Below are 24,522 nucleotides of genomic sequence, written 5' to 3'. Positions count from 1 at the left end.
GCGCACGTTTTCGTGCCACTTCCCGCATTAGCCGAGCGCCTCTAACCGGGACGCTCGGAGTCCCAAGGAGACTCCTTTCAATGGATTTCAGTGTCGATTATCTGGTCGAGCTTTCCGAGGCCTGGTTGCCTGTTGTCATTCAATACGGCGCGCAAGTCACGCTGGCACTTTTCACCTTTCTCATCGGCTGGTGGCTGATCAACAAGCTCGTCGGCAAAGTGGGCAGCGTATTGAAGCGCCGCCAGGTCGACCCTTCACTGCATGGCTTCATCGAAAGCCTGGCCGGCATCATCCTCAAGGTTCTTTTGCTGATCAGCGTTGCGTCGATGATCGGCGTCGAGACCACCTCATTTATCGCTGTGATCGGTGCAGCGGGTCTCGCGATCGGTCTGGCTTTGCAGGGCAGCCTGGGCAACTTCGCCGGAGGCGTGCTGATCCTGATCTTTCGCCCGATCCGCGTTGGCGAGTGGATTGAAGCTCAGGGTGTGGCCGGCACTGTGCATTCGATTCAGATCTTCCACACGGTTCTCAAGTCTGCCGACAACAAAACCATTGTGGTGCCCAACGGCAGCCTTTCGAATGGCCATATCACCAACTATTCGCGCGAGCCGCAACGTCGCGCGGACATCAATATAGGCATCGATTACAGCGCCGATATCAAGCTCGCGCGCAAGATCTTGCTGGAGATCGCTGAGGACGAACGCGTGCTGCGGGACCCTGAGCCGGTGGTTCATGTGGTCGCACTGGCCGACAATTCAGTGAATCTGTCGCTGCGGGTGTGGGTCGCTACGGGCGACTTCTGGCCAGTGACCTTTGGCTTTACCGAACTGGTGAAGGAGCGCTTCGACGCAGCCGGGATTGGCATTCCGTTTCCGCAGCGCGTGGTGCACTTGGTCCAACGCTGAAGACCCGTGTTGCCACATGCGTTGCGACCTGACTAGCGAAATAAGAAAGCCGGCTGACGCCGGCTGACGCCGGCTTTTCGCTAGCTGTGCTCGGTTGAGGATATCGGCTCGGCGCTGCTTGGCTGCTGGCGGCTGCGTGTCCATTGCCAAACAATCAGAACCAGTGTCGGGATACCGAGCAACGCGGTCACAAAAAAGAAGTTGCTGTAACCGAGTTGCTCGACCATCACGCCTGAGTAGCCGCCCAATAGTCTTGGCAGCAACAGCATCAGCGAGCTGAGCAGGGCGTACTGGGTAGCAGAAAACTTCAGGTTGGTCAGGCTCGACAGGTAGGCGACGAATGCGGTCGAGGCCAGCCCGCCACTGAAGTTGTCGCAGGAAATCGTAACGATGAGCATGTTGAGGTTGGCGCCCATTTCCACCAGCAACATGAACATGAGGTTGGTCGCAGCCGATGCGATACCGCCGATAAACAGAATCGGCAAAATGCTGAATCGCACGATCAGCAAGCCGCCAAAGGCAGCGCCGAGCAAGGTCATGATCAAGCCAAACAGCTTGCTGACGCTGGCGATCTGATCCTTGCTGAAGCCCTGGTCGATGTAAAAGACGTTGGCCATGACCCCCATGACCGTATCCGACATCCGGTAGGTGGCGATCAATCCAAGCAGCAACAGCGCCTGCCAGCGGTAGCGCATGATGAAATCCGTGATGGGCGTCAGCACCGGGCCCATCAGAATCCGGCCGGGACCTGAAAGGCAGCCCCAGCAGATCAGCAGATACATGGTGCCGCGTGGCCAGTAGCCGCCCCAATAGGACTGGAACATGCCCGTGGTTGAGACCATGAGGATGATCAGCACGATCACCGAAACGGCCTGATGGACGAAATCGAAGCGTGCCGGGCGTTGGCGTTGGCCAGCCTGGTGGAGCATCTGGCGCACCGGGACCATCAGCGACCGCCCCCAGGGTGACAGCGAGCCGATGATGAACAGCAGGTACAGCGTTGCCCGCGGCCAGGCGTGGGCAATCAGGGCGTTGATCATTGCCGGAACGGAAATCAGCAGTACCAGCAACAGGCCGACTGCAGCCATCTGATGATTGAAACTGAATTTGGACGGCTCGTGCGGCAGCGGTGCGGCCCCTTGGGGCTCGGGGATCAACAGGCTGGTCACAAGGCCCGGGAGGATCAGAAGGGCGAAGGCGATATAGGTCGTGGCCCAGGCGGCTTGGCTGTATTCGACGTTGCTGGAGCCCAGCCACTCGGCCAGAAAAAGTGCCCCGGCGCTGGCCAGCAGCATGGCGATGCGATAACCGGTCATGTAGCTCGCCGCCAGCGTGGCCTGCAATTTGTCCTCGGCGATTTCCAGCCGATAGGCATCGATGGCGATGTCTTGCGTCGCCGAGGCGAAAGCCACCGTTACGGCGAGCGCGATCAACATGGTCAGGTTCTGTTGTGGATTGCACATGGCCATGCCGATCAGGCCGATGGCAATCACCGCCTGCGATAACACCAGCCACGAGCGTCGCCGGCCGAGCCCGCCGATCCAGGGTAACCGCCACTGGTCGAGCATCGGCGACCAGACCCATTTGAATGCATACGCGAGGCTGATCCAGCTGGCAAAACCGATGGTCTCGCGAGACACGCCAGCCTCGCGCAGCCATACAGAGAGCGTGGAAAAAACCAGGATCGCAGGAAGCCCGGCAGCGAAGCCAAGGATCAGCAGAGTCAGTGAGGCTGGGCTGGCGTAGGCGGCTAGCGCGGCGCGCCAGGTTTCACGGGACATAAAGGTAGATCAGGGACAGAACATGAAGCGCGCACTCTACCCGCTGTGCTCCGCCGAATGCCAGCCGTGCCGACGTATGTCGACGCGGTCGTTGATCACCCGCACACCCTCGGCGCGAAGTCGCGCACGCTGCTCGTCACCAGAGAGGGTACCAGCGGCCAGGCTCAGGCGGCCGCCCGCACCCATTACCCGGTGCCAGGGCAGGCGCGTATCGTCCGGTAACTGCGACAAGACCCGGCCGACCCAACGTGCTGCGCGCCCTAGCCCAGCGACGGCGGCAAGTTCGCCGTAGCTGGTGACCTTGCCTTCCGGGATCTGCGCCAACGTCAGATACAGCGCCGCGCGTCGGGCTTCAGCATCACTGGTGCGAAGGTCGCTGTGCAGTGCGTCAGCGGGCTGGGGCGTCATGAAAGGGCTCCATTGGTGATCAGATTGAGGATGACGCGAGGCTCCGTTTAGCGGCCAACGCTTGTTGTCTTCGGTGGCATAAGGATAATGCCTGCCTTTCTCGTTTACCCCACAGACATCTTATTGCCTATGTTCTCCCGACCGCTCTCTCGCAGCTTGCTTTGCGTAATGCTTTCGACGCTCGCTCTGCCGACGTTGGCCGATACCGTGTGGCTGAAAAACGGTGACCGCCTGACCGGCAAAATCAGTGTGCTCGATGGCGGCAAGCTGCTCATCGAAACCGAGTATGGCGGCTCCATTCCGGTGAAATGGAGCCAGGTTGCGACTCTGGAAAGCAACCAGCAACTGCTGGTCAAGGAAGACGACGTGACCGGCGAGGTCGCAAAATCGTTGCAAGCGGCTGGCGACGGCATGGTCACGCTCAGCAACGGCGGCGCGCCGCGCACGGTCCCGTTGAAGTCGATCACACAGATCATCCATCCGAAGCCCATCATTCAGGACCTGACCTGGAAGGGCAACGTCGATATGGCGCTGGACTACAAGCGCGCCGAAACCGATACCGATGATTACGACATCTCATTCAAGACCTCGGCGCGCCATGGTCTCTGGCGTCACAACGGTTCCGGCGGCTACAACCGTGAGTACCGTGACGGCGTGACGGCCACGGATAACTGGGACGCGGAGTATGCGCTGGATCGCTTCCTCGATGAGCACTGGTTCTGGCAGGGTCGCCTGGAATACAAGCGTGACAAAATCGAGGACGTACGGCGCCAGCGCACCATCGGTACCGGTCCGGGTTACCAGTTCTGGGACAACGAATTGGGCGCCTTCTCGCTGGCATCGTTGGCCAACCGCAGCGACTACGAGTTCGCCAGCGGTAACACGGAAGAATTCTATTCGTTGGCGATGAAGTGGAATTACAACCGTTATCTGGTGGGCAAGACCTTCGAGATATTCAGTAATGGTGAGATCGGCAAACCATTGGAAAACGTCGCCGACTATCAGTTAGACGCTGAAATGGGGCTGCGCTACAAGGTGACCGACTGGGCATCGCTCAACATGAAGGCCGAGAAAGACATTGTCAGCGGCGCAGAGAGCGATCTGGACGAAACCCGTTACAGCATCGGATTCGGTGTGGGCTGGTAAGATTCGTGCGTAATTGACCGGGCGCAGAGTGCGCCCGGTTACGTTTCTGCTGTCCTTACAGGCGCAAGCCGCCATCGAGCTCCAGGATGCGCCCGGTGTAGTAGTCGTTCTCGAATATGTACGCCACCGAATGGGCGATCTCCTGGGGTTTGCCCAGGCGCTTGAGCGGGATCCCTGCAGTCATTTTTTCCAGCGCTTCGGGTTTCATGCTGGCGACCATCTCGGTCTCGATGAAACCAGGCGCGACACCGGCGACGCGAATGCCGTAGCGCGCCAGCTCCTTCGCCCACACCACGGTATCTGCCGCGACGCCAGCCTTGGCGGCCGAGTAGTTCGCCTGACCCATGTTGCCGGCGCGGGATATCGAGGAAATGTTGACGATCGCGCCCTGGCGCTTCAACTCGATCATCTTCGCGGCAACCTCGCGGGTGCAGAGGAACACGCCGGTGAGGTTGACGTCGATTACCGCCTGCCACTGCGCCAGGCTCATCTTCGAAAGCTCGCCGTCCTTGAGTTTGATGGTCAACCCATCACGGAGGATGCCGGCATTGTTGACCAAGCCGTCCAGCCCGCCAAAATCTTCGCTGACCTGGCTCACCATATGGCCGACCTGCTCTTCGTTGGCGACATTGCACAGGTAGGCGCGTGCATCACCGCCGGCGCTCTTGCAGGCTGCGACCGCTTCGTCCAGTCGTTCCTGGTTGAGATCGACCAGCGCCAGACGGGCGCCCTTGCTGGCGAGGTATTCGCCCATCGCGCGGCCGAGCCCTTGGCCACCGCCAGTAATGATGATGACCTTGTCTTTCAGCTGCATGTCCATCTCCTCATCTATACCAACGGGCGTCGATAAACGACGTCCGCTGACGAAACCGTTATGCTGATGCCCTGCCGAATTGCCCCTCTTGAGGAACTCCCGTGAGCGTTCAAGCCGCCAAGCATGCCCGACAACTCCTGCTCAAGGAATACCGCGGCGTGCTCTCGACTCACTCCAAGGCCATGCCCGGATTTCCCTTTGGCTCAGCGGTCCCTTACTGCTTGAGCGAGGAGGGCTGGCCGCTGATCCTGATCAGCCGGATCGCCCAGCACACACAAAATTTGCAGGCAGACCCGCGCTGCTCGTTGTTGGTCGCCGAACGTGGCGCCGAGGATGTACAAGCAACCGGCCGTCTCACCATGCTGGCCGAGGCGGTGCCGCTCACGGACGAAGCCGCGGTCGAGGCCGCGGCCGAGCGTTACTACCGCTATTTCCCCGAATCGCGCGATTACCACCGCGTCCACGATTTCGACTTCTGGGTGTTGCAACCGGTGCGCTGGCGCTACATCGGAGGCTTTGGTGCGATTCATTGGCTGGAGCAGGTGGCATTGGCCAATCCGTTTGCGCGCGCTGGCGGAGGCGAGGGTGAGATGCTCGACCATATGAACCAGGACCATAGCGCGGCGATTGCTCACTACGCGCAGGTGGCCGGCCTGCCGCCTGACCCGACGGCGCGTATGGTCGGCATCGACAGCGAAGGCTTTCACCTGAGCATCGGTCAGAGTATTCACTGGCTGGTATTTCCGGATAGCTGTACCAGCCCAGGCACCGTGCGTCAGGCTCTGGTGGCGATGGCGCGGCGCTGACGTATCGCGCAAGCGCAGGAGTGAATAATCCGGTTACAGCCTGTTCCCTCGATGGGTTGAATTCGCTGCAGCCCGCCGTCATCTACACAAAATCGGAAGCCGTACTTCCGCCAAGGATTATCGATGCGAATTTTCTTACTGCTGTTTCTCCTGTTCCCGCTGGCCGAGCTGGCGTTGCTGATCAAGGTTGGCGGCTCCATCGGCGTGCTGCCGACCATCCTGCTGCTGGTCATCAGTGGCATGGCCGGTATCCTGCTGATGCGCCTGGCCGGTTTCGCCACGGCCTGGCGCGCACGCGAGCGCCTGGCCCGAGGCGAATTGCCGGAACGGGAAATGCTCCAGGGCTTGATGATGGCTGTTGCCGGGGGGCTGCTGTTCCTGCCGGGATTTCTCAGCGACGTCGTCGCGCTGCTGGTGCTCTTTCCGCCGACCCGCAAACTCTTCCTCGGGTTTGTCGGGCGTCGCGTAGAAGCTCAGGCACGGCGTCAGCGAGCCTTTGCCGATGACCTGCGTCAGCAGCAAGAAGATCGACGCGGACCGCAACGTCCTAATGTGATCGAAGGCGAGTGGGAGCGTCGCGACAAATAATCATCGCTCCTGTCGCGAAGGCATGCCTCGGCATGCCTTTTTATTGTCGGCAAATGCAAAAAATCCTCGCCACCGCCCTTGAAATCATTTTCCGCGCCCGCATGTAGCGGTCACCGCAAGGTCGCTGTCGCGATTTGACAGTCCGTCTTCTGCGGCTCGCATTGCGGGCCGCAACCGGCAACGCCGGATTTGCCCAACCCGCCGATGACATGCATCGGCATGGAAACCACTGTACTAGGAGAGATCGACAATGAAGCTTCGTCCTCTACATGACCGCGTCGTGATTCGTCGCAGCGAAGAAGAAACCAAAACCGCAGGCGGCATCGTGCTGCCGGGCTCCGCTGCCGAGAAGCCAAACCGTGGCGAAATTGTCGCTGTAGGCACTGGCCGCGTTCTGGACAACGGCGAAGTCCGTCAGCTGGCCGTCAAGGTTGGCGACCAGGTCGTATTCGGCCCTTACTCCGGCAGCAACACCGTCAAGGTTGACGGTGAAGACCTGCTGGTGATGAGCGAGAACGAGATCCTCGCCGTCGTAGAAGCCTGATCAGCGCTCGCTTATAGCGAACAGCGTTCCATCAACAGAATTTGAGGAAGAATCAACATGGCTGCTAAAGAAGTTAAATTCGGCGATTCCGCCCGCAAGAAAATGCTGGCAGGCGTCAACGTCCTGGCCGACGCGGTAAAAGCGACCCTCGGTCCGAAAGGCCGCAACGTGGTTCTGGAAAAGAGCTTTGGCGCTCCGACCATCACCAAGGACGGCGTTTCCGTTGCCAAGGAAATCGAGCTCAAGGACCGTTTCGAAAACATGGGCGCGCAGCTGGTCAAGGACGTCGCGTCCAAGGCCAACGACGAAGCCGGTGACGGCACCACCACTGCAACCGTTCTGGCCCAGGCCATCGTCAACGAAGGCCTGAAGGCCGTTGCTGCCGGCATGAACCCGATGGACCTCAAGCGCGGCATCGACAAGGCGACCATCGCCGTTGTCGCCGAGCTGAAGAACCTGGCCAAGCCATGCACCGATTTCAAGGCCATCGCTCAGGTCGGCACTATCTCCGCCAACTCCGACAGCTCCATCGGCGCGATCATCGCCGAAGCGATGGAAAAAGTCGGCAAGGAAGGCGTGATCACCGTTGAAGAAGGTTCGGGTCTGGAAAACGAACTGTCTGTTGTAGAAGGCATGCAGTTTGACCGCGGCTACTTGTCCCCGTACTTCATCAACAAGCCGGACACCATGGTGGCCGAGCTCGACAGCCCGCTGCTGCTGCTGGTCGACAAGAAGATCTCCAACATCCGTGAGCTGCTGCCGGTTCTCGAAGCCGTTGCCAAGGCTGGCCGTCCGCTGCTGATCGTGGCTGAAGACGTCGAAGGCGAAGCGCTGGCTACCCTGGTCGTCAACAACATGCGCGGTATCGTCAAGGTAGCCGCCGTCAAGGCGCCTGGTTTCGGCGATCGCCGTAAGGCCATGCTGCAGGACATCGCCATCCTGACTGGTGGTACCGTGATTTCCGAAGAAGTCGGCCTGAGCCTGGAAACCGCTACCCTGGAGCACCTGGGTAACGCCAAGCGCGTCGTGCTGAACAAGGAAAACACCACCGTCATCGACGGCGCTGGCCAGCAGGTCGACATCGAAGCCCGTGTTGCGCAGATCCGCAAGCAGGTCGAAGACACCACTTCCGACTATGACAAAGAGAAGCTGCAAGAGCGTCTGGCCAAGCTGGCTGGCGGTGTTGCCGTGATCAAGGTCGGTGCCGGTACCGAAGTTGAGATGAAAGAGAAGAAGGCCCGCGTTGAAGACGCCCTGCACGCTACCCGTGCAGCCGTTGAAGAAGGCGTGGTACCTGGCGGCGGTGTCGCCCTGGTACGTGCGCTGCAGGCTATCTCCGAGCTCAAGGGCGAGAACGAAGACCAGAACGTTGGTATCGCGCTGCTGCGTCGTGCCGTTGAAGCGCCGCTGCGTCAGATCGTTGCCAACGCCGGTGGCGAGCCAAGCGTCGTGGTCGACAAGGTCAAGCAGGGTGAAGGCAACTACGGCTTCAACGCCGCTTCCGACACCTACGGCGACATGATCGAGATGGGCATCCTCGATCCGGCCAAGGTTACCCGTTCTGCTCTGCAGGCTGCGGCCTCCATTGGCGGTCTGATGGTCACCACCGAAGCCATGGTTGCCGAGAGCATCGACGACAAGGCTGCTCCAGCCATGCCGGACATGGGTGGCATGGGCGGTATGGGTGGCATGGGCGGCATGATGTAAGCCAGCCTGTCCCTTCAAGAGCCCCGCCTAGTGCGGGGCTTTTTTATGCGTGTTACGCCGCCGGGCCGAGCCCCAATGGGTGAGAGGCTGGCGCGCGCATAAGCGCGGCCCTCTGTTAAACATCAGCCATCGGTCATATTTTTCGGCGCCCGGTCGATTGGTGAACTATGGTGATTTTTCTCGAATCACCAAATAACAAGGGCTTGCGCAATGAAACTTGAAATTGCACGAGGTGTGTTTCTGGTCGGTGCACTGGGTGTCGCGTCGCTCTGTGCGGCCGCATGGAGTGAGCCGAATGCCAAAGTCGTCGCGCGAAGCGACCTCAGCAGCCATTGTTCGGTCCCGCGCGTCGCCCGCGCCTCTCTTTCAGAGTCGCGGCCCGATCAGGACTTGCTGTTGCTCATGTATGGGCTTTCCCAGAGCCTGGTAGGGCGCAGCTGAGCAACGCGCTAGCGCTGATTCGAGTTCCGATTCCATGCCTTGCTTAATGCCCGGGTGACGGAAGCGCGCTCGTATCCGGGGCTGTCGCCCGGTCCGGGCTTGCCAGTACCGTATACACAGCCGGTAGCACGAACAGCGTGAACAGGGTGCCCACGGTCATGCCTGTGGCGATCACCAGGCCGATGTCAAAGCGACTGACCGCTCCTGCACCGCTGGCCAGGATCAAAGGAACCATGCCGAACACCGTCGCCGCGGTTGTCATCAAGATCGGTCTGAGTCGGATCGCGGCGGCTTCCTCAACCGCTTCACGACGGCTCAATCCTTGGTCGCGACGCAACTGATTGGCGAACTCGACGATCATGATGCCGTGCTTGCTGATCAACCCAATCAGCGTCACCAGCCCCACCTGGGTGTAGATGTTCATGCTCGACAGGCCGAGGAACAGCGGAACCAGTGCACCGCAGACGGAGAGCGGCACCGTTACCAGGATCACCAGCGGATCGCGGAAGCTCTCGAACTGTGCTGCTAGCACGAGAAAGATGACCGCCAACGCGAGCGCAAAGGTCGTGTACAACGCGTTGCCTTCCTGAATGTACTGGCGAGATGCGCCTGCGTAATCAAAGGTGTAACCCTGCGGTGCCTGCTCCAGCGCAATGCTGCGCAGCGTGTCGATGGCCTCGCCCATGCTGACGATCGGAAAGCCCTGGATGGTCGCTGCGTTAAGCTGCTGAAACTGAGTCAGCTGGGTCGGTCGGGCGCGGTCATGAACGGTGATCAGGGTGGACAGGGGCAGCATCTCGCCCTGATCGTTCTTCACATAGTAATTGCTCAGCCAGCCTGGATTGTCCCGGTAGGCCTGCTCCACCTGGGCGATCACCTTGTAGCTGCGGCCTTCGATGGTGAAGCGGTTGATCTCGCTTTCACCCAGCAACGTGGCCAGCGTCACACCGAGATCCTCCATGGTGACGCCCATCTGTGCGGCTTTTTCGCGGTCGATATCGACGACGATTTCCGGTTTGTCGAACGCCAGGTCTACATCGAGAAAGGCGAACTTGCCGGAAGCCTGGGCCTTCTCTCTGATTCGCTCGGTGACCTGTAACAGCGACTCGTAGTCGTTAGCGGTATTGATGACGAATTGGAACGGCAGACCTTCACCGGTACCGGGCAGCGAGGGCAGGTTAAAGCCAAAGACCTGCAGGCCCGGGATCTGGTCGATCTTGGCCTGCACCTCGGGGAGCACCTCCATCTGGGTGCGCTCCCGTTCGTCCCAGGGCTTCATCAGGAAGCCGCCAATCCCGCTTTGTACGCCGTTGAAACCATTGATCTGAAACCAGGAGTAGTACTCGGGAAACGACTTGAAGATTTCCAGAAACTGATCGGTGTAGGCATTCAGATAGTCAAGGTTCGCCGTTTGCGGCGCGCTGGCCATCATGAAAATGATGCCCTGGTCCTCCTCTGGCGCCAGTTCGCTTTCGGTGAACTTGAGCAGCAGCGGAATCAGCCCGAGTACGATCAATGCGAATACCAGTACCACCGGCCGTGTGTTGAGTGTGCCGTGCAAGGCACGCTGATAACGCGCCTTCAACCGGTCGAAGAGTTGGTCCAGGCGGTGTGCCAGGCCGGTCGGGTTCTCTTCGTGGCGCAGCAGGCGCGAGCACATCATCGGCGACAAGGTCAGCGCGACCACGCCGGAAATCAGCACGGCACCGGCCAGTGTCAGGGCGAATTCCTGAAACAGAGCCCCGGTCAGGCCTTGCAGAAAGCCGATCGGCGCATAAACCGCGGCCAGTGTGACGGTCATGGTCACGACAGGCATGGCGATTTCCCGGGCGCCGTCGATCGCTGCCTGGAAGGGCGTTTTGCCGTCCTCGATATGCCGATGGATATTTTCGACCACGACAATGGCGTCATCCACGACCAGACCGATCGCCAGCACCATCGCCAGCAGCGTCAGCAGGTTGATCGAATACCCCATGGTCTGCATGAAGAACAACACGCCGATCATCGAGAGCGGGATGGTCACCACAGGGATCAGTACTGAGCGTACTGAGCCGAGGAACAGGAAGATGACGACTATGACGATCACTACCGCTTCGGCGAGCGTCTTGACTACCTCATCGATGGAGGCCTGGATGAACCGCGTAGCGTCATAGGCGATGGTGACTTTGAGGCCGGGTGGCAATTGCGATTCGATCTGCGGCATTACTGCTCGCACTTCGCTGATGACATCCAGCGGGTTGGCGCTCGGCGTGCCTTTGACGCCGATATAGACCGAAGGGATCCCGTCGAACGAGCTGATTGCGTTATAGCTTTCTGCGCCCATCTCGACGCGCGCCACATCACCGAGCAGCACACGGCTGTCGCCTTGAGTCTTCAGAGGGATGGCGGCGAAAGCCTCCGGGGTCTGCAGCTCTGTGTCGGCGTTGATGCTGGTAACGACGTACTGGCCCTTCACCTCACCGGCGGCGGACAGGAAGTTGTACTTGCGCACTGCCTCGTTCACGTCACTTGCAGAGAGGCCGTACGCGGCGAGTTTGAGCGGGTCCAGCCAGAGGCGCATGGCGAACACCTGATTGCCGAGAATCTCCGCCTCGGCCATGCCGGGCAGGGTAGCCAGCTTTGGCTGGATAACCCGCGACAGGTAATCGGTGATCTGCGGGTTGCTCAGTTGTTCGCTGTAGAAACTGATGTACATGAGCGCCGTGGAGTCGGCCGCCTGCTTGTTCAGTACCGGGTCTTCGGCGTTCTGCGGCAGCTGGTTCTTGACCGAGTTGGCCTGGCTGAGCAGCTCGGTATAGAGGCGATCGGTATCGGCGCCGATTCGCGCATAGACAGAGATGATCGAGACGTTCTGCTGACTGACCGATGTCATGTAGTCCACGCCTTCGGCGCTGGCCAGGCTCTGTTGCAGGGGCTGGGTGATATAGCCCTGGATCGTCTCTGCGTTGGCGCTGGGATAGGCGGTGGTCACCGTGATCAGCGCGCTTTCCATTTGCGGATACTGGCGGATCACCAGGCTGTTGAAGGCCTGGAAGCCAAGCAATACCAGCAGCAAGCTGATCACGCTGGCCAGTACCGGACGGCGAATGAATGGATCGGTAAAAGCCATGCGGTCTATGTCCCTTCAATAGGCGTCTCAGCGGGCCTTGGGCTTGAGCTCGAGGGTGCGCTTTTCGGCAATGGCAACGTGGGCGCCGCTGTCCAGCTTGAGCTGCCCCGCGATGACTACCTGCTTGCCCGCTTCGAGTCCCTCGAGGATTACCACACGACCGTCGCGCCGTTCTCCGGTTTTGACGAAGCGCCGCTCGACAACCAGATAGGGCTCGTCGCTCTCGGTCGCCGCGGTGCCTTCCTCGGGTTCGGGAGGCTGAGCTTCCTTCACCACCAATACCGAATTGCCATACAGGGTGTAGGTGATCGCGGTTTCCGGTACCACGATCCGGGATTGCTCGCTGGGCAACAGCACCTGCAGATTGGCGAACATGCCGGGCAGCAGGCGCTCGCCAGGGTTGGCCAGCTCCGCGCGGACCTGCACGTTGCGGGTGGTGACCTCGACCTTGGGGTTCAGGGCGACGATGCGGCCGTCAAACTGCTCACCGGGGAAAGCGGCTACCTGCACGCGCACGGGTTGATCGATGGCGAGCAAGGGCACGTGTTGTTCGGCCAGGTAGAAGTCGACGAACAACGTCGACAGGTCTTGCAGCGTGGCAATCGGCGTGCCGGCTGCGACATAGTCACCGACGTCAACCTGACGGATCCCGATGGTCCCAGAGAAGGGTGCCAGAATGCGCTTTTTCGCCAGGCTGGCCTTCAGTTGCGCGACCGTGGCGTCGGCTTTCTGCGACTGGGCATTGAGCCGATCGAACTCGCTGCGCGAAATAGCCTTTCCCTCGATCAGGCTGCGTGCTCGTTGAAATTCCACCTTTGCCAGATGCAGATCCGCTTCCGCGGCGGCCAGGCTCGCCTGTTCGATCTCGCTGTCGAGCAGCACGATGGGCTGCCCCTGCCGCACTTTTTCGCCCGAGCGGAACTGCACGTCGCTGATGGTGCCGGCAATCTCCACCGAAAGGTCGATGCCCTGCGATGCGGTAAGCGTGCCAACGGCCGGCAGTCGGCTCTGCCAGGGCTCCGTGCTGGAGGTGACGACCTCGACGTTGACCGGCGGCTTCGGCGCCTTGAATTGTTGGATCTGTGAGTAGATCGAGTTGAACTTGAGGGCGGCTAGGATCAATACCATGACGATCACCGCGCCAAGCATCAGCAGCATGCGGCGCAACATTTTCCGTATTCCTTGGAGTAATGAGCCGGCTGACCATGGCTATGGAACGACGCAGCCGTATCGAATACGCAAGCCACCACTAGCGCTGTTATGCACCAATCGTGGCGTTGTGATTCAAGCCCTGCAGTAGAGGGAGAATGGACGTTAGCTGCGAACCGAATGCAAGTAAAGCGTGATATCAGGCTCTGCCGAGGGTCAGGAAACGGTGGCGTTCACAGCGCTCTTTGCGCGCCAGGCAGTTGTGTCGAATGCGCTTACGGCCCCGCGTGGGCAGGGCCTTTCAGTTGGTTTGAGGTCAGCCCGCCAAGCGGTGAGTGACTTCGCTGAGCTGAGCGGAGAGCCCATGCAGATTCTGGCTGGCCTTCTCGGTGCGCTCGACGTTGTCCTGGTTGGTCGTGGCGATGGCGGTGATTTCGGTGAGGTTGCGCGAAATGTCTTCGGCCACGGACGTTTGCTCCTCGGCAGCCGTGGCGATCTGTCGGTTCATATCACGGATCGCCTCGACCTCCAGGGTGATGCGTTGCAGCATGCCACCGGCTTCCGTGACTTGTTCGACACCTTCATCGCTGCGGGCCTGACCGTTTTCGATCGCCCGTACGGCATCCACCGCGCCCGTCTGTACCGTGTCGATGATCTGATGGATTTCTGCTGTGGAATCCGCGGTACGTTTGGCCAGCGTACGCACCTCATCCGCTACCACGGCAAAACCGCGGCCTGCATCGCCGGCTCGGGCGGCTTCGATAGCGGCGTTCAGCGCGAGCAGGTTGGTCTGGTCGGCGATCCCGCGAATCACTTCCAGCACCTTGCCGATGCGCCCGCTGTCGGCCTCCAGCCGGCGGATCACGCTGGCGGTGTTACTGATCTCGCCGCGCATGTGGGTAATCGTCTGGATAGTAGAGCGCATCATGGTCTCGCCTTGTTGCGCTGACTGATCGGCTGCATCCGCGGCGCGCGCAGCATCGGCGGCATGGCGTGCGACTTCTTGCGCGGTGGCGGACATCTCGTGCATTGCCGTGGCCACCTGATCGGTTCGGGAAAACTGCTCGCGAGTACCTTGTCCCATCAGGACCGCAATGGCATTGAGCTCCCCGCTGGCACTGTCCAGATCCGATGTGCTGCGCTGCAGGCGGGCAAAGGTATCCGCGAGGAAGTCGCGTAACACATTGGCGGCTCCCGCAAGGCGGCCCAGTTCATCGGCGCGACTGGCATCCACACGCTCTTTGAAATTGCCCTGGCTGAGATTCGCAACATGATCGATCAGATGGCGGATCGGATTGACCAGTTTACGATTGACCAGCCAGGCGCTGAGCAGGCCAATCAACACACCGGCGGTAAGCATGATCAGCGATCCAAGGATAATGGTCCGGTCTGCGGCCTGACTGATGGTTGCCGAGTGGCTGAGGGCCGAATCGCGAAGTTGTACCACTAGCGCACTAAGCTGCTCGCTGGTTTCACGGTCGATGCCTTTGACAGCCGCGTCGCCCGCAGCCGGGTCACCATCCGCCCCGATGAACGCATCACGACCAGTGCGATAGGCGGTGCCGAGCTTCAGATGTTCGTCACGCAGGCGCTGAATCTGTGCGGCCAGGGCGGGGTTACCTTGGCTGGCCTGTACAAGCTTGCCCAACAATGCCTGAACTTCACGTTCCTGTTTTTCGAAGCTTTGCCAGTATTTGTCCAGGCTCTCCGGCGATCGACCGCGCAGCAATACGTTTTTCCACTCTTGAACCTGCACTTTGAACTCAAGGTTGGATTGATCGATGAGACGTGAGGCTTCGATCGGCCCTTTGAGAAGACGCTGGTATGCGCCTATTTCGTCGGAGAGAAAGGAAAAACTGGCCAGCGCGATGACCAGCATCAGCAGCAAACTGGCGCCAATCAGCGCCAGTAACTGAGCACGAAGGGATTTTTTCAGGAACATCTGGTGTTCTCATATCGAGGGGATGCACTTGCGCGACTGGCAAGTTTTACAAACAGTCATGGAGACTGTTTGCTCGCCGGCTTTTCGGCCGTTTTCTTCGATACTTGAACGCTTTCAGACCAAGCGCAGATGATTGTCCCAGAGCCCTGCGGGTAGCAGCAGAGGGGTGCTGACGAACACCTTGCCGGTGCAGTCGACAAGGCGGCAGCGGCCCTGACCGGAGCTGACCACAAAGCCTTCTTTGACTGCCGCGACGCCGGCACAATCCGGCAGATGGATTTCCTCGCGCAGCGCCGCTGTGTCCAGGTCCCAAATGAATACCTTGTTGCCGCGTGGAGCCGTCACGGCAAGCAAGCGAAGGGTGTCGTTGATCGCCAGACTGGCGGTGTACTGGTTCATGGTTTGGCGTTGCGCTTCGCCCAGCGGGAACGCCTGGAATGCCTGGCCGGGGCGCTTGATTGCGAGCAACGGCACCCGATCCATTGGGTCGCCTTCATACTGCTGGCCGGACACCACGGTGCCGTCGGCTGCGACTGCCAGGTGACGCACGCTGTTCATCTGCTCGGGCAGCTGTTCCTTGCTGATCAAGGTGCCATCGCGGCGCAACATCACCAGACTGGGCTCCATGGCGTGCAGATTCATCATCTGACGGCTGTCGGCTTCGGTGCGGATTCCGCCGTTGGCGACTACCAGCGTCTCGCCATCGGGCATCCACAGCAGTTGATGCGGGCCGATACCGTAGGTGGAATGCTCACCGCTACGCACCAATTGGCGGTTCTCGACACGGTAGACCCCGAGTACACCGCGGCCGGCTTCGGCGGTGTCGTTCTCGGTGGTGTAGAACCAGTCGCCACTGGCGTGGAAGACACCGTGCCCATAGAAATGACGATCAGGTGGTGACGCCAGTACTTGCAGCAGCGCCCCGTCACGGCTATCGATCAGATAGCTTTCACGGCTTGGGCGGCGTCCGACGAATACGGCGAGCGGCAGGTGCGGGTGCGCGTAGACATCGTGACAGCGCTCGGCGACGGGCGTGGCAAAGACCTGGCTACCGTCGAGGCGGTAGCCGACCGCATAGTGACGACCATCGGCATCGTTACGTGCCGACAGCAGCAGCGGTTGTTCGGTTTGATGCGTCAACGTCCAGCCGCCGACGGCTGAAGCGGCCACCAGTGCGCTGCCGAGACCCAGGAAAGCACGACGTTTCATGATCAGTCTCCGTCGTGAGCGTTGAAGCCGATCTGCACCCCAAGAGCGCGCGCCAGTTCGGTCTGGTGCAGGCGGTGCAAGGCATCGATGTCCTGATACAGCGCATCGAGACGCGTCCGACCGGCTTCGTCAGCGATCAACTCGCTGAACGGCAGCATGATGTCCACCAGATGCTGGCGCGTTGTTTCGTAGGCAACGTCGATGCGCTTGGCCAGCTCAGCCTGCTCGGCCGGCACCAGCGCTTTCAACCCGTTTCCATCGGTGCCCAGCCAGAGCCGTTCGGCGCCGGCGAGTGCGGCATCGATACTGGGAAGCGTAGCGTCGCTGCGCCAAGCTTCGGCCTGGAATGGCTGCGGGAAGCCCTTGCTCTGACGACCAAGCGGTGCGCCGAGCTTCTTCTTTAGACCGTCCAGTGCGGTGACCTGGACCCGTAGCAAATCGGCAATCGCTTCGGCTGATTCTGCGTAGCGCTCGTTGGGAAACTCACTCAACTGGGCGGCCATGCCGTCCTCGGCTTCCCAGGCCTGCACGATATCGGCGGCGAGCTTCTGTTGATGCTCACCGATGGCTTCCAGTAGCGGGCAATAACGCGCTTTGGTCGCGCTATCGGTCAGGTCTACGGCTTTGTCGTAGAGCACATATTCATAAGCAGACAAGCCCTGCAGGACGACACTGCCATTTTCGAGGTCGGCCTGGGTCAGCTGTGGCTTTCTTTTCAGCAGTGTGGTGACCTGCCGGCCGACCAGGTTCTTCTTGTCTGGCCAGAACTGCACTTGCCAGGCCCGGTTGCCTTCACCCATCGGTCCTATCAGCAAGGGCTGCAAGCCCGCCCACGCGAGCTGCGCGTGCAGGAACGCCTGGCGCGCATCGTCCAATTCCTCATTGTCAGCGCAGAAGGCGATGCTGCTGGCTGCCATGCGGCGGTTGGCTTCAGCCCAGTCGGTATAAGCCGGTAGCAGGACCTCGTTGGTCAGCGCCTGGCTTGTCTCCTGGTACGGATCGGATGGCGCACAGGCGCTTAGTAGCAGGCCCAGTGCAGTGGCGGTGGCGGCACGGGAGATACGGTTGGGGTACATAGTGCTCCTCAGGGCTGGGCAAGGGTGCGTCTGGCTCGGCATTAAAGGGACCCGAGAAAAGCCAGCAGGGCGCTGCGCTCGTCGCTGTCGAAGCCAAGCACGGTCTGCTTGGCGCGCTCTGCTTCGCCGCCGTGCCAGAGTATGGCTTCGAGCGGATTGCGGGCGCGACCGTCATGCAGCAGTTGGGTATGCCCGCTGACAGTCTCGGTCATGCCGAGGCCCCAGAGAGGCGGGGTGCGCCATTCCCGCCCTGTGGCCTCGAATTCCGGGCGATGATCGGCAAGCCCTTCGCCCAGGTCATGCAGCAGCAGGTCGGTGTAAGGGCGGATCACCTGATTGGCGAGTTCGGGCTCGGCGGCATCGCCGGTGGTGAATTTGGGGACGTGACAGCTCTGGCAACCCGCGCGATGGAACAGCGTCTTGCCCGCCAGGACCTGCGGGTCGTCCACATTACGCCGAGCCGGCACGCCAAGGTTGCGCGAATAGAACAGCACCAGCGACAGGATATGGTCGCTGACTTCGGTCTTGCCGCCGTCGGGCATCGCCAGGCAGTCCGTCTGTGCTTGCGTGCAGCTGCTGCCGGACAGCAGGCTGGTCGTCAGGCCCATGTCATTGAAGAAAGCGTCAGCGTTCTGCTGGTTCAGATTCGGCTGTCCGGCTTTCCAGCCGAAGCGGCCCAGCGCCGTTTCACGGGTAATCTGATCGAATACCCGGTTCGGGCGCCCGGAGATGCCATCATCGTTGCGGTCGTCCGGGTCGGCGTTGGCGAGTATCGCCGCTTCCGGAATCGCTTCCAGCAGCCCGAGGCCGACCATTGCCGGCGCCACACGGATCGAGAACAGCGTGTCGGGATGCATCGGGCCGTAGCCCAGGTCGGTAATTTTCAGTTGCGGCGTTCGTAGTTCGACTTCGAAGCCATCAGCGAAGCGTTCGGTATGGGTGCTGTAGCTGAGACGAACCTTGCCTTCGGGTGCGACGCCAGGAATCGCCATGTCCTGTAGTTGGCCGCCATAAGTGGGCTCAGGCGCGATGCCTCGCTGACGGACCACCTCGGCGTGCGCCTCGCCTGCCGGGATCGACAGGCGCACCAGCATCGACACGGCGTTGCCGCGCTCGGCTTCCGCCGGATGCCCACGGCCGTCCTTGATGTGGCAGTTCTGGCAGCCGTTGGTGTTGATCAGCGGACCAAGACCGTCTCGTGCCGTCGTCGAGGAGGGCGCGATAACCCAAGGGTTGCGGAAGAAACTGTTGCCGACGCTAAAGTCCAGCCGGCGCATCGGTGACAGGTTGGCGGATGGCATCGAGAAGGCATTCTGGTCGGACTTGATGACCGTGGTGCTGCCACCGGAAAGCGCCTCGCCTGATTCTGCCTGTTCAAAGCGCGGCGGGTTTTCGTCGCAAGCGCTCAGGCCCAAGGCCAGCAGCAGTGCAACGACAGGGAAGTAAAACGGACGCATCGGTAACCTGAGCCTTTCAAAGGTCGGCAATCTTAGCAGGCTACGAGTGTTTGAATAAGAGCAATTTGCATTTAGCGGTAGGCCGGTTGGCCAATCGAGCAACGAAGCCCGGGGGAGGGTGTATCGGTGCCAGAGGGAGCGGCATTGCACCGCTCCCAGGGCGCTGTATCAGAACTCGTGGTCAGCGGTGTCCGGGTTCAGGTCGCTGATGCCCAGAGCACCAGCTGCCTTCTCGATCGAGCCGGTCTGCTGGACCAGCGCAGCGATTGCAGCACGAACCTTTTCCTGGCCTTCGCTGTTGTCCGGGCCGATCAACTGGTCAAAGGCCTCGCCATTTTCGGCGCTTTCGACCAGCACGCGCAGTTTGGCTTCGGTGGTTTCCAGGTCGGTCTTCAGGGTGCTGTTGACCTCAGGCGCAGTGCCCTCCACCAGCGATGCCAGGCTTGGGCCGGTCATCTTGCTGCCGTCGATGCGTTCGTACTCGCCGAGGTAGACGTTACGAATGCCTTTAGCGTTGTAGTAATGCGAGTTGTGCGTGTTGTCGCTGAAGCAGTCGTGTTCGTCTTCCGGCGAGTTGGCTTCCAACGCGACCTTCATGCGCTCACCAGCCAGCTCGCCCAACGACAGGCTACCCATGCCGAAGAACATCTTGCGCAGTCCGTTTTCGGCCGACTCTTTTTCCAGGCTGGCGCGGTAGTTGTCGGCGACGCCGGCTTTCCACTCGCCGACCATTTCTTCGAGGTCGCTGATCAGCAGTTCGGTGGCGGCCTTTAGGAAGGCGCGACGGCGGTCGCAATTGTCGCCGGTGCAGCCTTCGCCTTCGATGAAGTCACTCACCGGACGTTCGCCAGCGCCGGCGTTGGTGCCGTTCAGGTCCTGACCCCAGAGCAGAAACTCGATGGCATGGTAGCCAGTGGCGACGTTGGCTTCGGAGCCGGCCAGTTCGTTAAGGCTGGCAAGCTTCTCTCCGGTGATCTCGCTGACGTCGATCTTGTCTTCGCCAATCTGCAGCTCTTTGTTGGCAATGATGTTGGCAGTGGCGCCAGGGTTGCCCAGGGCGTGCTGATAGTCACCCTTGACGTAGTCGATCATGCCTTCGTCCAACGGCCAGGCGTTGAGCTGACCTTCCCACTCGTCGACGACCGGGTTGCCGAAGCGGAACACTTCGCTCTGCATATACGGAACGCGAGCGGCGATCCATGCCGCTTTGGCCGCTTGCAGGGTTTCTTCGGTCGGATCGGCCAGGAGAGCGTCCACGGCATCCTGCAGTTTCAGAGCGGCGCTGTGCGCATCGCTGAAGACCGCATGTGCAATATCGGCGTAGTGCTTGACCACCGCCTGCGCGGCTTCGCTGTTCACGGTCTCTTGGGCAGCCGGTGCCGGTTCGCTCTGGGTGGTGGCAGCTTGCGGGGCAGCGGCCTGTTCTGCCGGTGCTTTGTCTTCGCCGCAACCAGCGAGTGAAATGGCGACAGCCAGAAGGCTGGCGGTAGCCCAGACGGGAGTGCGTAGCATGGCGGGTTCCTTTGCTTGCAGGGTGGTAGGAGTTGGTCGACAGCAGGGGCTGCGACAAATGGATGCAGAACATAATGCGAAAGATTTGCATTTTGTGCAAAGAAAATGCGTGGAACAGGTCGCGTATCGCGTCTGCTGGTACCGCTAGAATGCCACCTCTAAAAAGCTGGTTACCTTACTGGAGTCGCCCTGATGAGCCTGAGTGTCGCCATTGCGTGCGTCCTGTTGTTTCTCGCTGCGGCTTACGCCGTGGTCCTCTACAACGGCCTGGTGCGGCTCAAGCACGGCGTAAGCAAGGCCTGGTCGAACATTGATGTGTTGTTGCGCCAGCGCCATGATGAATTGCCCAAGCTGGTGGAAACCTGCAAGCAGTACATGCAGCACGAACGCAGCACCCTGGAGCGGGTGATCAAGGCGCGCACTGCGGTCTCCGATGCCCGCGAGCAGGGCGATGTCGGCGCACTTGGCCAGGCGGAAACCGGGCTCCGTGCAGGGTTAGTGCGTCTGTTCGCCCTGGCTGAGAGCTACCCGGAGCTGCGCGCGAACGAGAGCTTTCGTCATCTGCAGCAGCGCATCAGCGGGCTGGAAAGCGGCATCGCCGATCGCCGCGAGCTGTACAACGAGTCGGTCAATCTGAATAACGTGCGCGTCGAGCAGTTTCCCGATGTGTTGCTGGCTCGTGCGTTCGGGTTTCGCGAGGCCGCCTTGTTGCAGTTCAGCGAGGCGGAGAAGGCCGATCTCGACCTCAAACCGCTGTTCGGTTGAGCGGGGGCCAAGGTGCTGCTGAGCGCTGCTGGCGTGGCGATGTGTCTGATTGGCGGCTGGCTGTGGAGCAGCCGCTGGTCGAAACTGCGTCACTTGCTGGACACACCGACGTCGCGGATTCGCTCGGCAGCGCAAGGTTACGTCGAGCTGGCTGGGGTGTTGCGAGGCCTTCCCGAGATGCCGCCATTGCTCGCGCCGCTGACGGCCACGCCCTGCCTCTGGTGGCGCTACCGTATCGAGGAGTATTGCTCCGGCGGCAAGCGCGGCAGCTGGCGGATACTCGAGCAGGGCAGCAGCGAGGGGCTGTTGCGGCTGTTCGATGCGACCGGAGACTGCCTGATCGATCCGCGGGGCGCCGAAGTGCTGCCCGCGCGGCGGGACCGTTGGACCGGTAACCAGCGCCACCCTCGTAGCGCGCGCCCCGCTGGCGTGCTGGCCTGGCTGACTGGACATCGGCAGTACCGCTACACCGAGGAGCGGTTGCATGCCGACGAGCCCCTTTACGCGATTGGCGATTTTCGTACAACCGGCGGTGGTCGGCAGGGCCTCGACCTGTTGGTCGCCCAGGGCCAGGTTGTGCGGGAATGGAAGGAGGACTATGCCGGGCTGCTGCAGCGTTTCGACAATAATCGCGACGGCCAGCTCGACCAGGCGGAGTGGAGCCGCGTGCGCCTCGCCGCCGGCCTTGAAGCGCAGCAGCGTCATCGTCTGGCCAGCGACCGGCAAGCGCTGCATCAGCTGGTGCGCCCAGAAGAGGGCTTGCCCTTCGTACTGTCCAGTCACGGCGAGGAAGTGCTCGCGCGACGCTTTCGCTGGCAGGCCGCTGGTGGGGCAGCACTTTGTCTGCTTGGTGCGGTGGTGCTGGCTGCCCGGATGGTTGGGTGAGCCGCGGCGGGCATCCAGAACCGCGCGCGTGTCGCTTATGGCGGAGTTATGTCGAACTTGGCAAAAACGGGCTGTTGAAGGTTTGGGCGCTGCTGCGCGCTTGCTGATTTGGATTGGTACATCGCCTCATCGGCTCGCCTGAGCAGCGATGCTTCGTCGGTGCCGTGCTCTGGAAAATAGGCCACGCCAATGCTTGGTTGGATCGCCAGGGCCAGGCCTGCAAGTTCTATCGGCGCTTGCATCGCGGTGAGAATGTGCGTGACCACGACCTCCGTATCGGCTGCGGTCGGGCTGCTTTCCAACAACACGACGAACTCGTCGCCGCCCATTCTCGCAACCGTGTCGGTCTCACGAGTGTGTTGCGTAAGCCGGCGGGCGAAGGCTTGCAGCAGCAGGTCACCCACACCATGCCCATAGCCATCGTTGACCTGTTTAAAACCATCGAGATCCAGATACAGCAGTGACAACCGCTCGCTGTTGCGCCGTGCGCGCGCCAGCGCCGTCTTCAGCCGGTCGAAGAGGAAGGCTCGATTGGGCAGGCCGGTTAACTCATCGTACTGCGCCATCCGCTCGAGACGTGCTTGCAGCTGTTTGCGTTCAATGGCAGTGGCGACCTGGTTGGCGACGAACTGCAGCAGGTCTATGTCCTGCTCGCAATAGGTTGCATTTTCCGCCGTATCGTTGAGCAGCAGCGCGCCGATGCAACCCTGACGGGTGGAGAGCGGCGCTGCCAGCCAGCAGAAGTTGTCCGTGGCGGCCAATAGCTTGAGGTTGTCGCAAACGTTCTCGCTATGTGCGGTCAGCAGCAATGCCTGTCCGGTCCGGGTGACCTCTGTACACAGCGCCGCGGCTGGGTCGAGGGGAAGCTGGGCCGGATCGCCAGCGGTCTTGCAGTAAGGAAATGTGGCGTTGCCCTGATCAGGGTCGTTCAAGGCAACAAAGAAACTTGGCGCCGGGATAAGCCGGCCGGTGATCTGGTGGACCTGCTCGAATAGCGAAGTCAGATTGGCTGCGTTGTGAGCCGCCTCGGATATCGCATAGACCGCTTCCTGCAGCGATTCGGAACGCTTGCGCCTGGTAATGTCGCGTGCCACCCCGACCCGCAACTGATCGGCCTCGGACCAGCGGGCCGACCACATGATATCTACCCGTCTCCCGTCGCTACGAATATAGCGGTTCTCGAAATGCAGGCTGGGCTGGCCGGACATCACCTGCTGCGCCGCCAGCAAGGTGCGTTCGCGATCCTCGGGCGCTACCAGGTCCATCATCTGGCGACCAATCATCTCCTCTTGCGTATAGCCAAATATGCTCTCGCAGGCAGCGCTGACATAGACGAAGCGGCCGTTGGCATCGACGACGCAGACCGCATCGAGCATCAGATCCAGAACAGTTTCCAGCGCGGGGCGAGGCTCGGTTTTCATCGTACGTACCACTTCAGTACTGCGCGGTATCGGGACGGATCGGTGTGGACAGCCTTGAGTGTAGTGGAGCGCTCCAGGGGGCCGATAGCTACTTTGATGGCGATGAGATATCTCCCTCTAGAGCCTCGCGTTTTTATCCGCGCTTTTCCGCGATCCAGATGGTGTGCCGGGTGCCGCGGTTGCCGTGCGCGAACACCTGGACTTCTTCGGCGGTAAACCCTGACTTGGCGAGGCGCTGCGAGAATGCCTGATCGGCACTCGCCGACCAAACGGCAAGCAAACCTTTGGGGCGCAGCGCCTTGGCGCAGGCGTCGAGCCCGGTGGAAGAGTACAGCCAGCTGTTGCCCTTGCGGGTCAGTCCCTCGGGACCGTTGTCGACATCGAGCATGATGGCGTCATAGCCCTGCGGCTCGTTCTTCAGCACCTCGGCGACATCGCTGCGCAGCACGCGGGTTCGAGGATCGTTGATCGGCATGCCGGATTTCTCTCCCAGCGGACCACGATTCCAGTCGATCACGCCGGGTACCAGTTCGGCGACCTGAACTTCGGCATTGTCGCCCAGGTGCCTGAGCGCCGACGCGAGCGTGAAGCCCATACCCAAGCCGCCAATCAGCACCCGTGGTTGCGGCCGCTGCGCGATCTTTCGGCAGGGTATCTCCGCCAGCGCATCTTCGGACCCATGTGTCCGGGTATTCATCAACTGGTTTCCGTTGCCGCCTTGGATCTTGATGACGAAGTCGTCACCGTACTCGAACAGGCACAGGGCGCCGCCGCCATCCGGAATCTCGGCGGTGTCGATCAGTACAAAACGCTTCATCGGTGACGCTCTTAAGTTGAAGGTGAGGTGCGCATTTGAT

The 24,522-nt window shown here is 60.9% G+C and carries 21 protein-coding genes; 9 read left to right on the top strand and 12 right to left on the bottom strand.

The genetic code is table 11. From position 1 onward, the window contains the following. The first annotated feature begins 80 nt into the window (after positions 1-80). Positions 81-905 carry a mechanosensitive ion channel family protein gene (locus tag BUE09_RS16840; RefSeq protein WP_073302616.1) on the top strand — a complete coding sequence of 275 codons (825 nt, stop codon included), beginning with the start codon at positions 81-83 and terminating at the stop codon, positions 903-905. Between the two features lie 80 nt (positions 906-985). On the opposite strand, the gene BUE09_RS16835 is transcribed toward BUE09_RS16840, so the two are convergent. Further along, the gene (locus tag BUE09_RS16835; protein WP_073302606.1) at positions 986-2,686 is read right to left on the bottom strand and encodes an AmpG family muropeptide MFS transporter; all 1,701 of its coding nucleotides are present in this window, start codon (positions 2,684-2,686) and stop codon (positions 986-988) included. A gap of 36 nt (positions 2,687-2,722) precedes the next feature. Beyond that, positions 2,723-3,094, bottom strand: a complete 372-nt coding sequence (locus BUE09_RS16830; protein ID WP_073302604.1) for an MGMT family protein — start codon at positions 3,092-3,094, stop codon at positions 2,723-2,725. 129 nt (positions 3,095-3,223) lie between these two features. Between BUE09_RS16830 and BUE09_RS16825 the strand changes: the two genes are divergently transcribed. After that, positions 3,224-4,240, top strand: a complete 1,017-nt coding sequence (locus tag BUE09_RS16825; RefSeq protein ID WP_073302673.1) for a DUF481 domain-containing protein — start codon at positions 3,224-3,226, stop codon at positions 4,238-4,240. A 55-nt stretch (positions 4,241-4,295) separates the two neighbouring features. Here BUE09_RS16825 and BUE09_RS16820 read toward each other — a convergent pair whose 3' ends face one another. Next, positions 4,296-5,054, bottom strand: a complete 759-nt coding sequence (locus tag BUE09_RS16820) for an SDR family oxidoreductase (RefSeq protein ID WP_073302602.1) — start codon at positions 5,052-5,054, stop codon at positions 4,296-4,298. Between the two features lie 101 nt (positions 5,055-5,155). On the opposite strand from BUE09_RS16820, the gene BUE09_RS16815 reads away from it, so the two are divergent. The 5 genes from BUE09_RS16815 to BUE09_RS16795 all read left to right on the top strand — a co-directional run bounded on the left by BUE09_RS16815 (position 5,156) and on the right by BUE09_RS16795 (position 9,140). Further along, complete coding sequence (locus BUE09_RS16815; RefSeq protein ID WP_073302601.1) at positions 5,156-5,860, top strand: HugZ family pyridoxamine 5'-phosphate oxidase; 705 nt, start codon at positions 5,156-5,158, stop codon at positions 5,858-5,860. Between the two features lie 123 nt (positions 5,861-5,983). Next, positions 5,984-6,448 carry an FxsA family protein gene (locus BUE09_RS16810; RefSeq protein WP_073302599.1) on the top strand — a complete coding sequence of 155 codons (465 nt, stop codon included), beginning with the start codon at positions 5,984-5,986 and terminating at the stop codon, positions 6,446-6,448. A 250-nt stretch (positions 6,449-6,698) separates the two neighbouring features. Continuing rightward, positions 6,699-6,992: a co-chaperone GroES gene (locus BUE09_RS16805; RefSeq protein ID WP_019340746.1), complete on the top strand. Its 294-nt coding sequence runs from the start codon at positions 6,699-6,701 to the stop codon at positions 6,990-6,992. Between the two features lie 57 nt (positions 6,993-7,049). Beyond that, on the top strand, positions 7,050-8,699 hold the full coding sequence (gene groL, locus BUE09_RS16800; RefSeq protein WP_073302597.1) for a chaperonin GroEL: 1,650 nt from the start codon (positions 7,050-7,052) through the stop codon (positions 8,697-8,699). Between the two features lie 210 nt (positions 8,700-8,909). After that, complete coding sequence (locus BUE09_RS16795) at positions 8,910-9,140, top strand: hypothetical protein (RefSeq protein WP_073302595.1); 231 nt, start codon at positions 8,910-8,912, stop codon at positions 9,138-9,140. A gap of 43 nt (positions 9,141-9,183) precedes the next feature. Here BUE09_RS16795 and BUE09_RS16790 read toward each other — a convergent pair whose 3' ends face one another. From BUE09_RS16790 to BUE09_RS16760, 7 genes are all read right to left on the bottom strand, one after another. After that, positions 9,184-12,249, bottom strand: a complete 3,066-nt coding sequence (locus tag BUE09_RS16790; RefSeq protein ID WP_073302593.1) for a multidrug efflux RND transporter permease subunit — start codon at positions 12,247-12,249, stop codon at positions 9,184-9,186. A 27-nt stretch (positions 12,250-12,276) separates the two neighbouring features. Continuing rightward, positions 12,277-13,419, bottom strand: a complete 1,143-nt coding sequence (locus BUE09_RS16785) for an efflux RND transporter periplasmic adaptor subunit (protein WP_073302591.1) — start codon at positions 13,417-13,419, stop codon at positions 12,277-12,279. Positions 13,420-13,714: 295 nt separating this feature from the next. Continuing rightward, positions 13,715-15,340 (bottom strand): methyl-accepting chemotaxis protein, encoded by a 1,626-nt coding sequence (locus BUE09_RS16780; RefSeq protein ID WP_073302588.1) that lies wholly within the window; start codon positions 15,338-15,340, stop codon positions 13,715-13,717. Between the two features lie 114 nt (positions 15,341-15,454). Further along, positions 15,455-16,549 carry a DUF1513 domain-containing protein gene (locus BUE09_RS16775; protein WP_073302586.1) on the bottom strand — a complete coding sequence of 365 codons (1,095 nt, stop codon included), beginning with the start codon at positions 16,547-16,549 and terminating at the stop codon, positions 15,455-15,457. Between the two features lie 2 nt (positions 16,550-16,551). After that, positions 16,552-17,625 carry an imelysin family protein gene (locus BUE09_RS16770; RefSeq protein WP_073302584.1) on the bottom strand — a complete coding sequence of 358 codons (1,074 nt, stop codon included), beginning with the start codon at positions 17,623-17,625 and terminating at the stop codon, positions 16,552-16,554. Positions 17,626-17,666: 41 nt separating this feature from the next. Further along, on the bottom strand, positions 17,667-19,082 hold the full coding sequence (locus BUE09_RS16765; RefSeq protein ID WP_073302582.1) for a di-heme oxidoreductase family protein: 1,416 nt from the start codon (positions 19,080-19,082) through the stop codon (positions 17,667-17,669). A 168-nt stretch (positions 19,083-19,250) separates the two neighbouring features. After that, entirely contained in the window at positions 19,251-20,594 is a 1,344-nt protein-coding gene (locus BUE09_RS16760; protein WP_073302580.1) for an imelysin family protein, read from the bottom strand. A 192-nt stretch (positions 20,595-20,786) separates the two neighbouring features. Here BUE09_RS16760 and BUE09_RS16755 point away from each other — a divergent pair, with 192 nt between their 5' ends. Together BUE09_RS16755 and BUE09_RS16750 are read left to right on the top strand one after the other, a co-directional pair. Then, the gene (locus tag BUE09_RS16755; RefSeq protein WP_073302578.1) at positions 20,787-21,359 is read left to right on the top strand and encodes a LemA family protein; all 573 of its coding nucleotides are present in this window, start codon (positions 20,787-20,789) and stop codon (positions 21,357-21,359) included. 39 nt (positions 21,360-21,398) lie between these two features. Then, entirely contained in the window at positions 21,399-22,244 is an 846-nt protein-coding gene (locus BUE09_RS16750) for a GIDE domain-containing protein (RefSeq protein WP_073302670.1), read from the top strand. A gap of 35 nt (positions 22,245-22,279) precedes the next feature. Here the strand turns inward: BUE09_RS16750 and BUE09_RS16745 are convergent, their stop codons facing one another. Continuing rightward, entirely contained in the window at positions 22,280-23,665 is a 1,386-nt protein-coding gene (locus BUE09_RS16745; RefSeq protein WP_073302576.1) for a sensor domain-containing protein, read from the bottom strand. A 133-nt stretch (positions 23,666-23,798) separates the two neighbouring features. Further along, entirely contained in the window at positions 23,799-24,482 is a 684-nt protein-coding gene (locus BUE09_RS16740; RefSeq protein ID WP_073302574.1) for a spermidine synthase, read from the bottom strand. Between the last annotated feature and the right edge of the window lie 40 nt (positions 24,483-24,522).

This window comes from Stutzerimonas xanthomarina DSM 18231, from assembly GCF_900129835.1.
In the GTDB taxonomy this organism is placed as follows: Bacteria; Pseudomonadota; Gammaproteobacteria; order Pseudomonadales; family Pseudomonadaceae; genus Stutzerimonas; species Stutzerimonas xanthomarina.
This window is presented reverse-complemented; position numbering and strand designations above follow the sequence as displayed.

What these genes read in the sequence shown, in the direction of transcription:
- BUE09_RS16755 (WP_073302578.1), top strand. Translation starts at nt 20,787, where the DNA reads ATGAGCCTGAGTGTCGCCATTGCGTGCGTCCTGTTGTTTCTCGCTGCG.
- BUE09_RS16790 (WP_073302593.1), bottom strand. Translation starts at nt 12,249, where the DNA reads ATGGCTTTTACCGATCCATTCATTCGCCGTCCGGTACTGGCCAGCGTG.
- BUE09_RS16780 (WP_073302588.1), bottom strand. Translation starts at nt 15,340, where the DNA reads ATGTTCCTGAAAAAATCCCTTCGTGCTCAGTTACTGGCGCTGATTGGC.
- groL (WP_073302597.1), top strand. Translation starts at nt 7,050, where the DNA reads ATGGCTGCTAAAGAAGTTAAATTCGGCGATTCCGCCCGCAAGAAAATG.
- BUE09_RS16835 (WP_073302606.1), bottom strand. Translation starts at nt 2,686, where the DNA reads ATGTCCCGTGAAACCTGGCGCGCCGCGCTAGCCGCCTACGCCAGCCCA.
- BUE09_RS16740 (WP_073302574.1), bottom strand. Translation starts at nt 24,482, where the DNA reads ATGAAGCGTTTTGTACTGATCGACACCGCCGAGATTCCGGATGGCGGC.
- BUE09_RS16770 (WP_073302584.1), bottom strand. Translation starts at nt 17,625, where the DNA reads ATGTACCCCAACCGTATCTCCCGTGCCGCCACCGCCACTGCACTGGGC.
- BUE09_RS16820 (WP_073302602.1), bottom strand. Translation starts at nt 5,054, where the DNA reads ATGCAGCTGAAAGACAAGGTCATCATCATTACTGGCGGTGGCCAAGGG.
- BUE09_RS16775 (WP_073302586.1), bottom strand. Translation starts at nt 16,549, where the DNA reads ATGAAACGTCGTGCTTTCCTGGGTCTCGGCAGCGCACTGGTGGCCGCT.
- BUE09_RS16795 (WP_073302595.1), top strand. Translation starts at nt 8,910, where the DNA reads ATGAAACTTGAAATTGCACGAGGTGTGTTTCTGGTCGGTGCACTGGGT.
- BUE09_RS16750 (WP_073302670.1), top strand. Translation starts at nt 21,399, where the DNA reads ATGTGTCTGATTGGCGGCTGGCTGTGGAGCAGCCGCTGGTCGAAACTG.
- BUE09_RS16825 (WP_073302673.1), top strand. Translation starts at nt 3,224, where the DNA reads ATGTTCTCCCGACCGCTCTCTCGCAGCTTGCTTTGCGTAATGCTTTCG.
- BUE09_RS16760 (WP_073302580.1), bottom strand. Translation starts at nt 20,594, where the DNA reads ATGCTACGCACTCCCGTCTGGGCTACCGCCAGCCTTCTGGCTGTCGCC.
- BUE09_RS16830 (WP_073302604.1), bottom strand. Translation starts at nt 3,094, where the DNA reads ATGACGCCCCAGCCCGCTGACGCACTGCACAGCGACCTTCGCACCAGT.
- BUE09_RS16810 (WP_073302599.1), top strand. Translation starts at nt 5,984, where the DNA reads ATGCGAATTTTCTTACTGCTGTTTCTCCTGTTCCCGCTGGCCGAGCTG.
- BUE09_RS16805 (WP_019340746.1), top strand. Translation starts at nt 6,699, where the DNA reads ATGAAGCTTCGTCCTCTACATGACCGCGTCGTGATTCGTCGCAGCGAA.
- BUE09_RS16785 (WP_073302591.1), bottom strand. Translation starts at nt 13,419, where the DNA reads ATGTTGCGCCGCATGCTGCTGATGCTTGGCGCGGTGATCGTCATGGTA.
- BUE09_RS16840 (WP_073302616.1), top strand. Translation starts at nt 81, where the DNA reads ATGGATTTCAGTGTCGATTATCTGGTCGAGCTTTCCGAGGCCTGGTTG.
- BUE09_RS16765 (WP_073302582.1), bottom strand. Translation starts at nt 19,082, where the DNA reads ATGCGTCCGTTTTACTTCCCTGTCGTTGCACTGCTGCTGGCCTTGGGC.
- BUE09_RS16745 (WP_073302576.1), bottom strand. Translation starts at nt 23,665, where the DNA reads ATGAAAACCGAGCCTCGCCCCGCGCTGGAAACTGTTCTGGATCTGATG.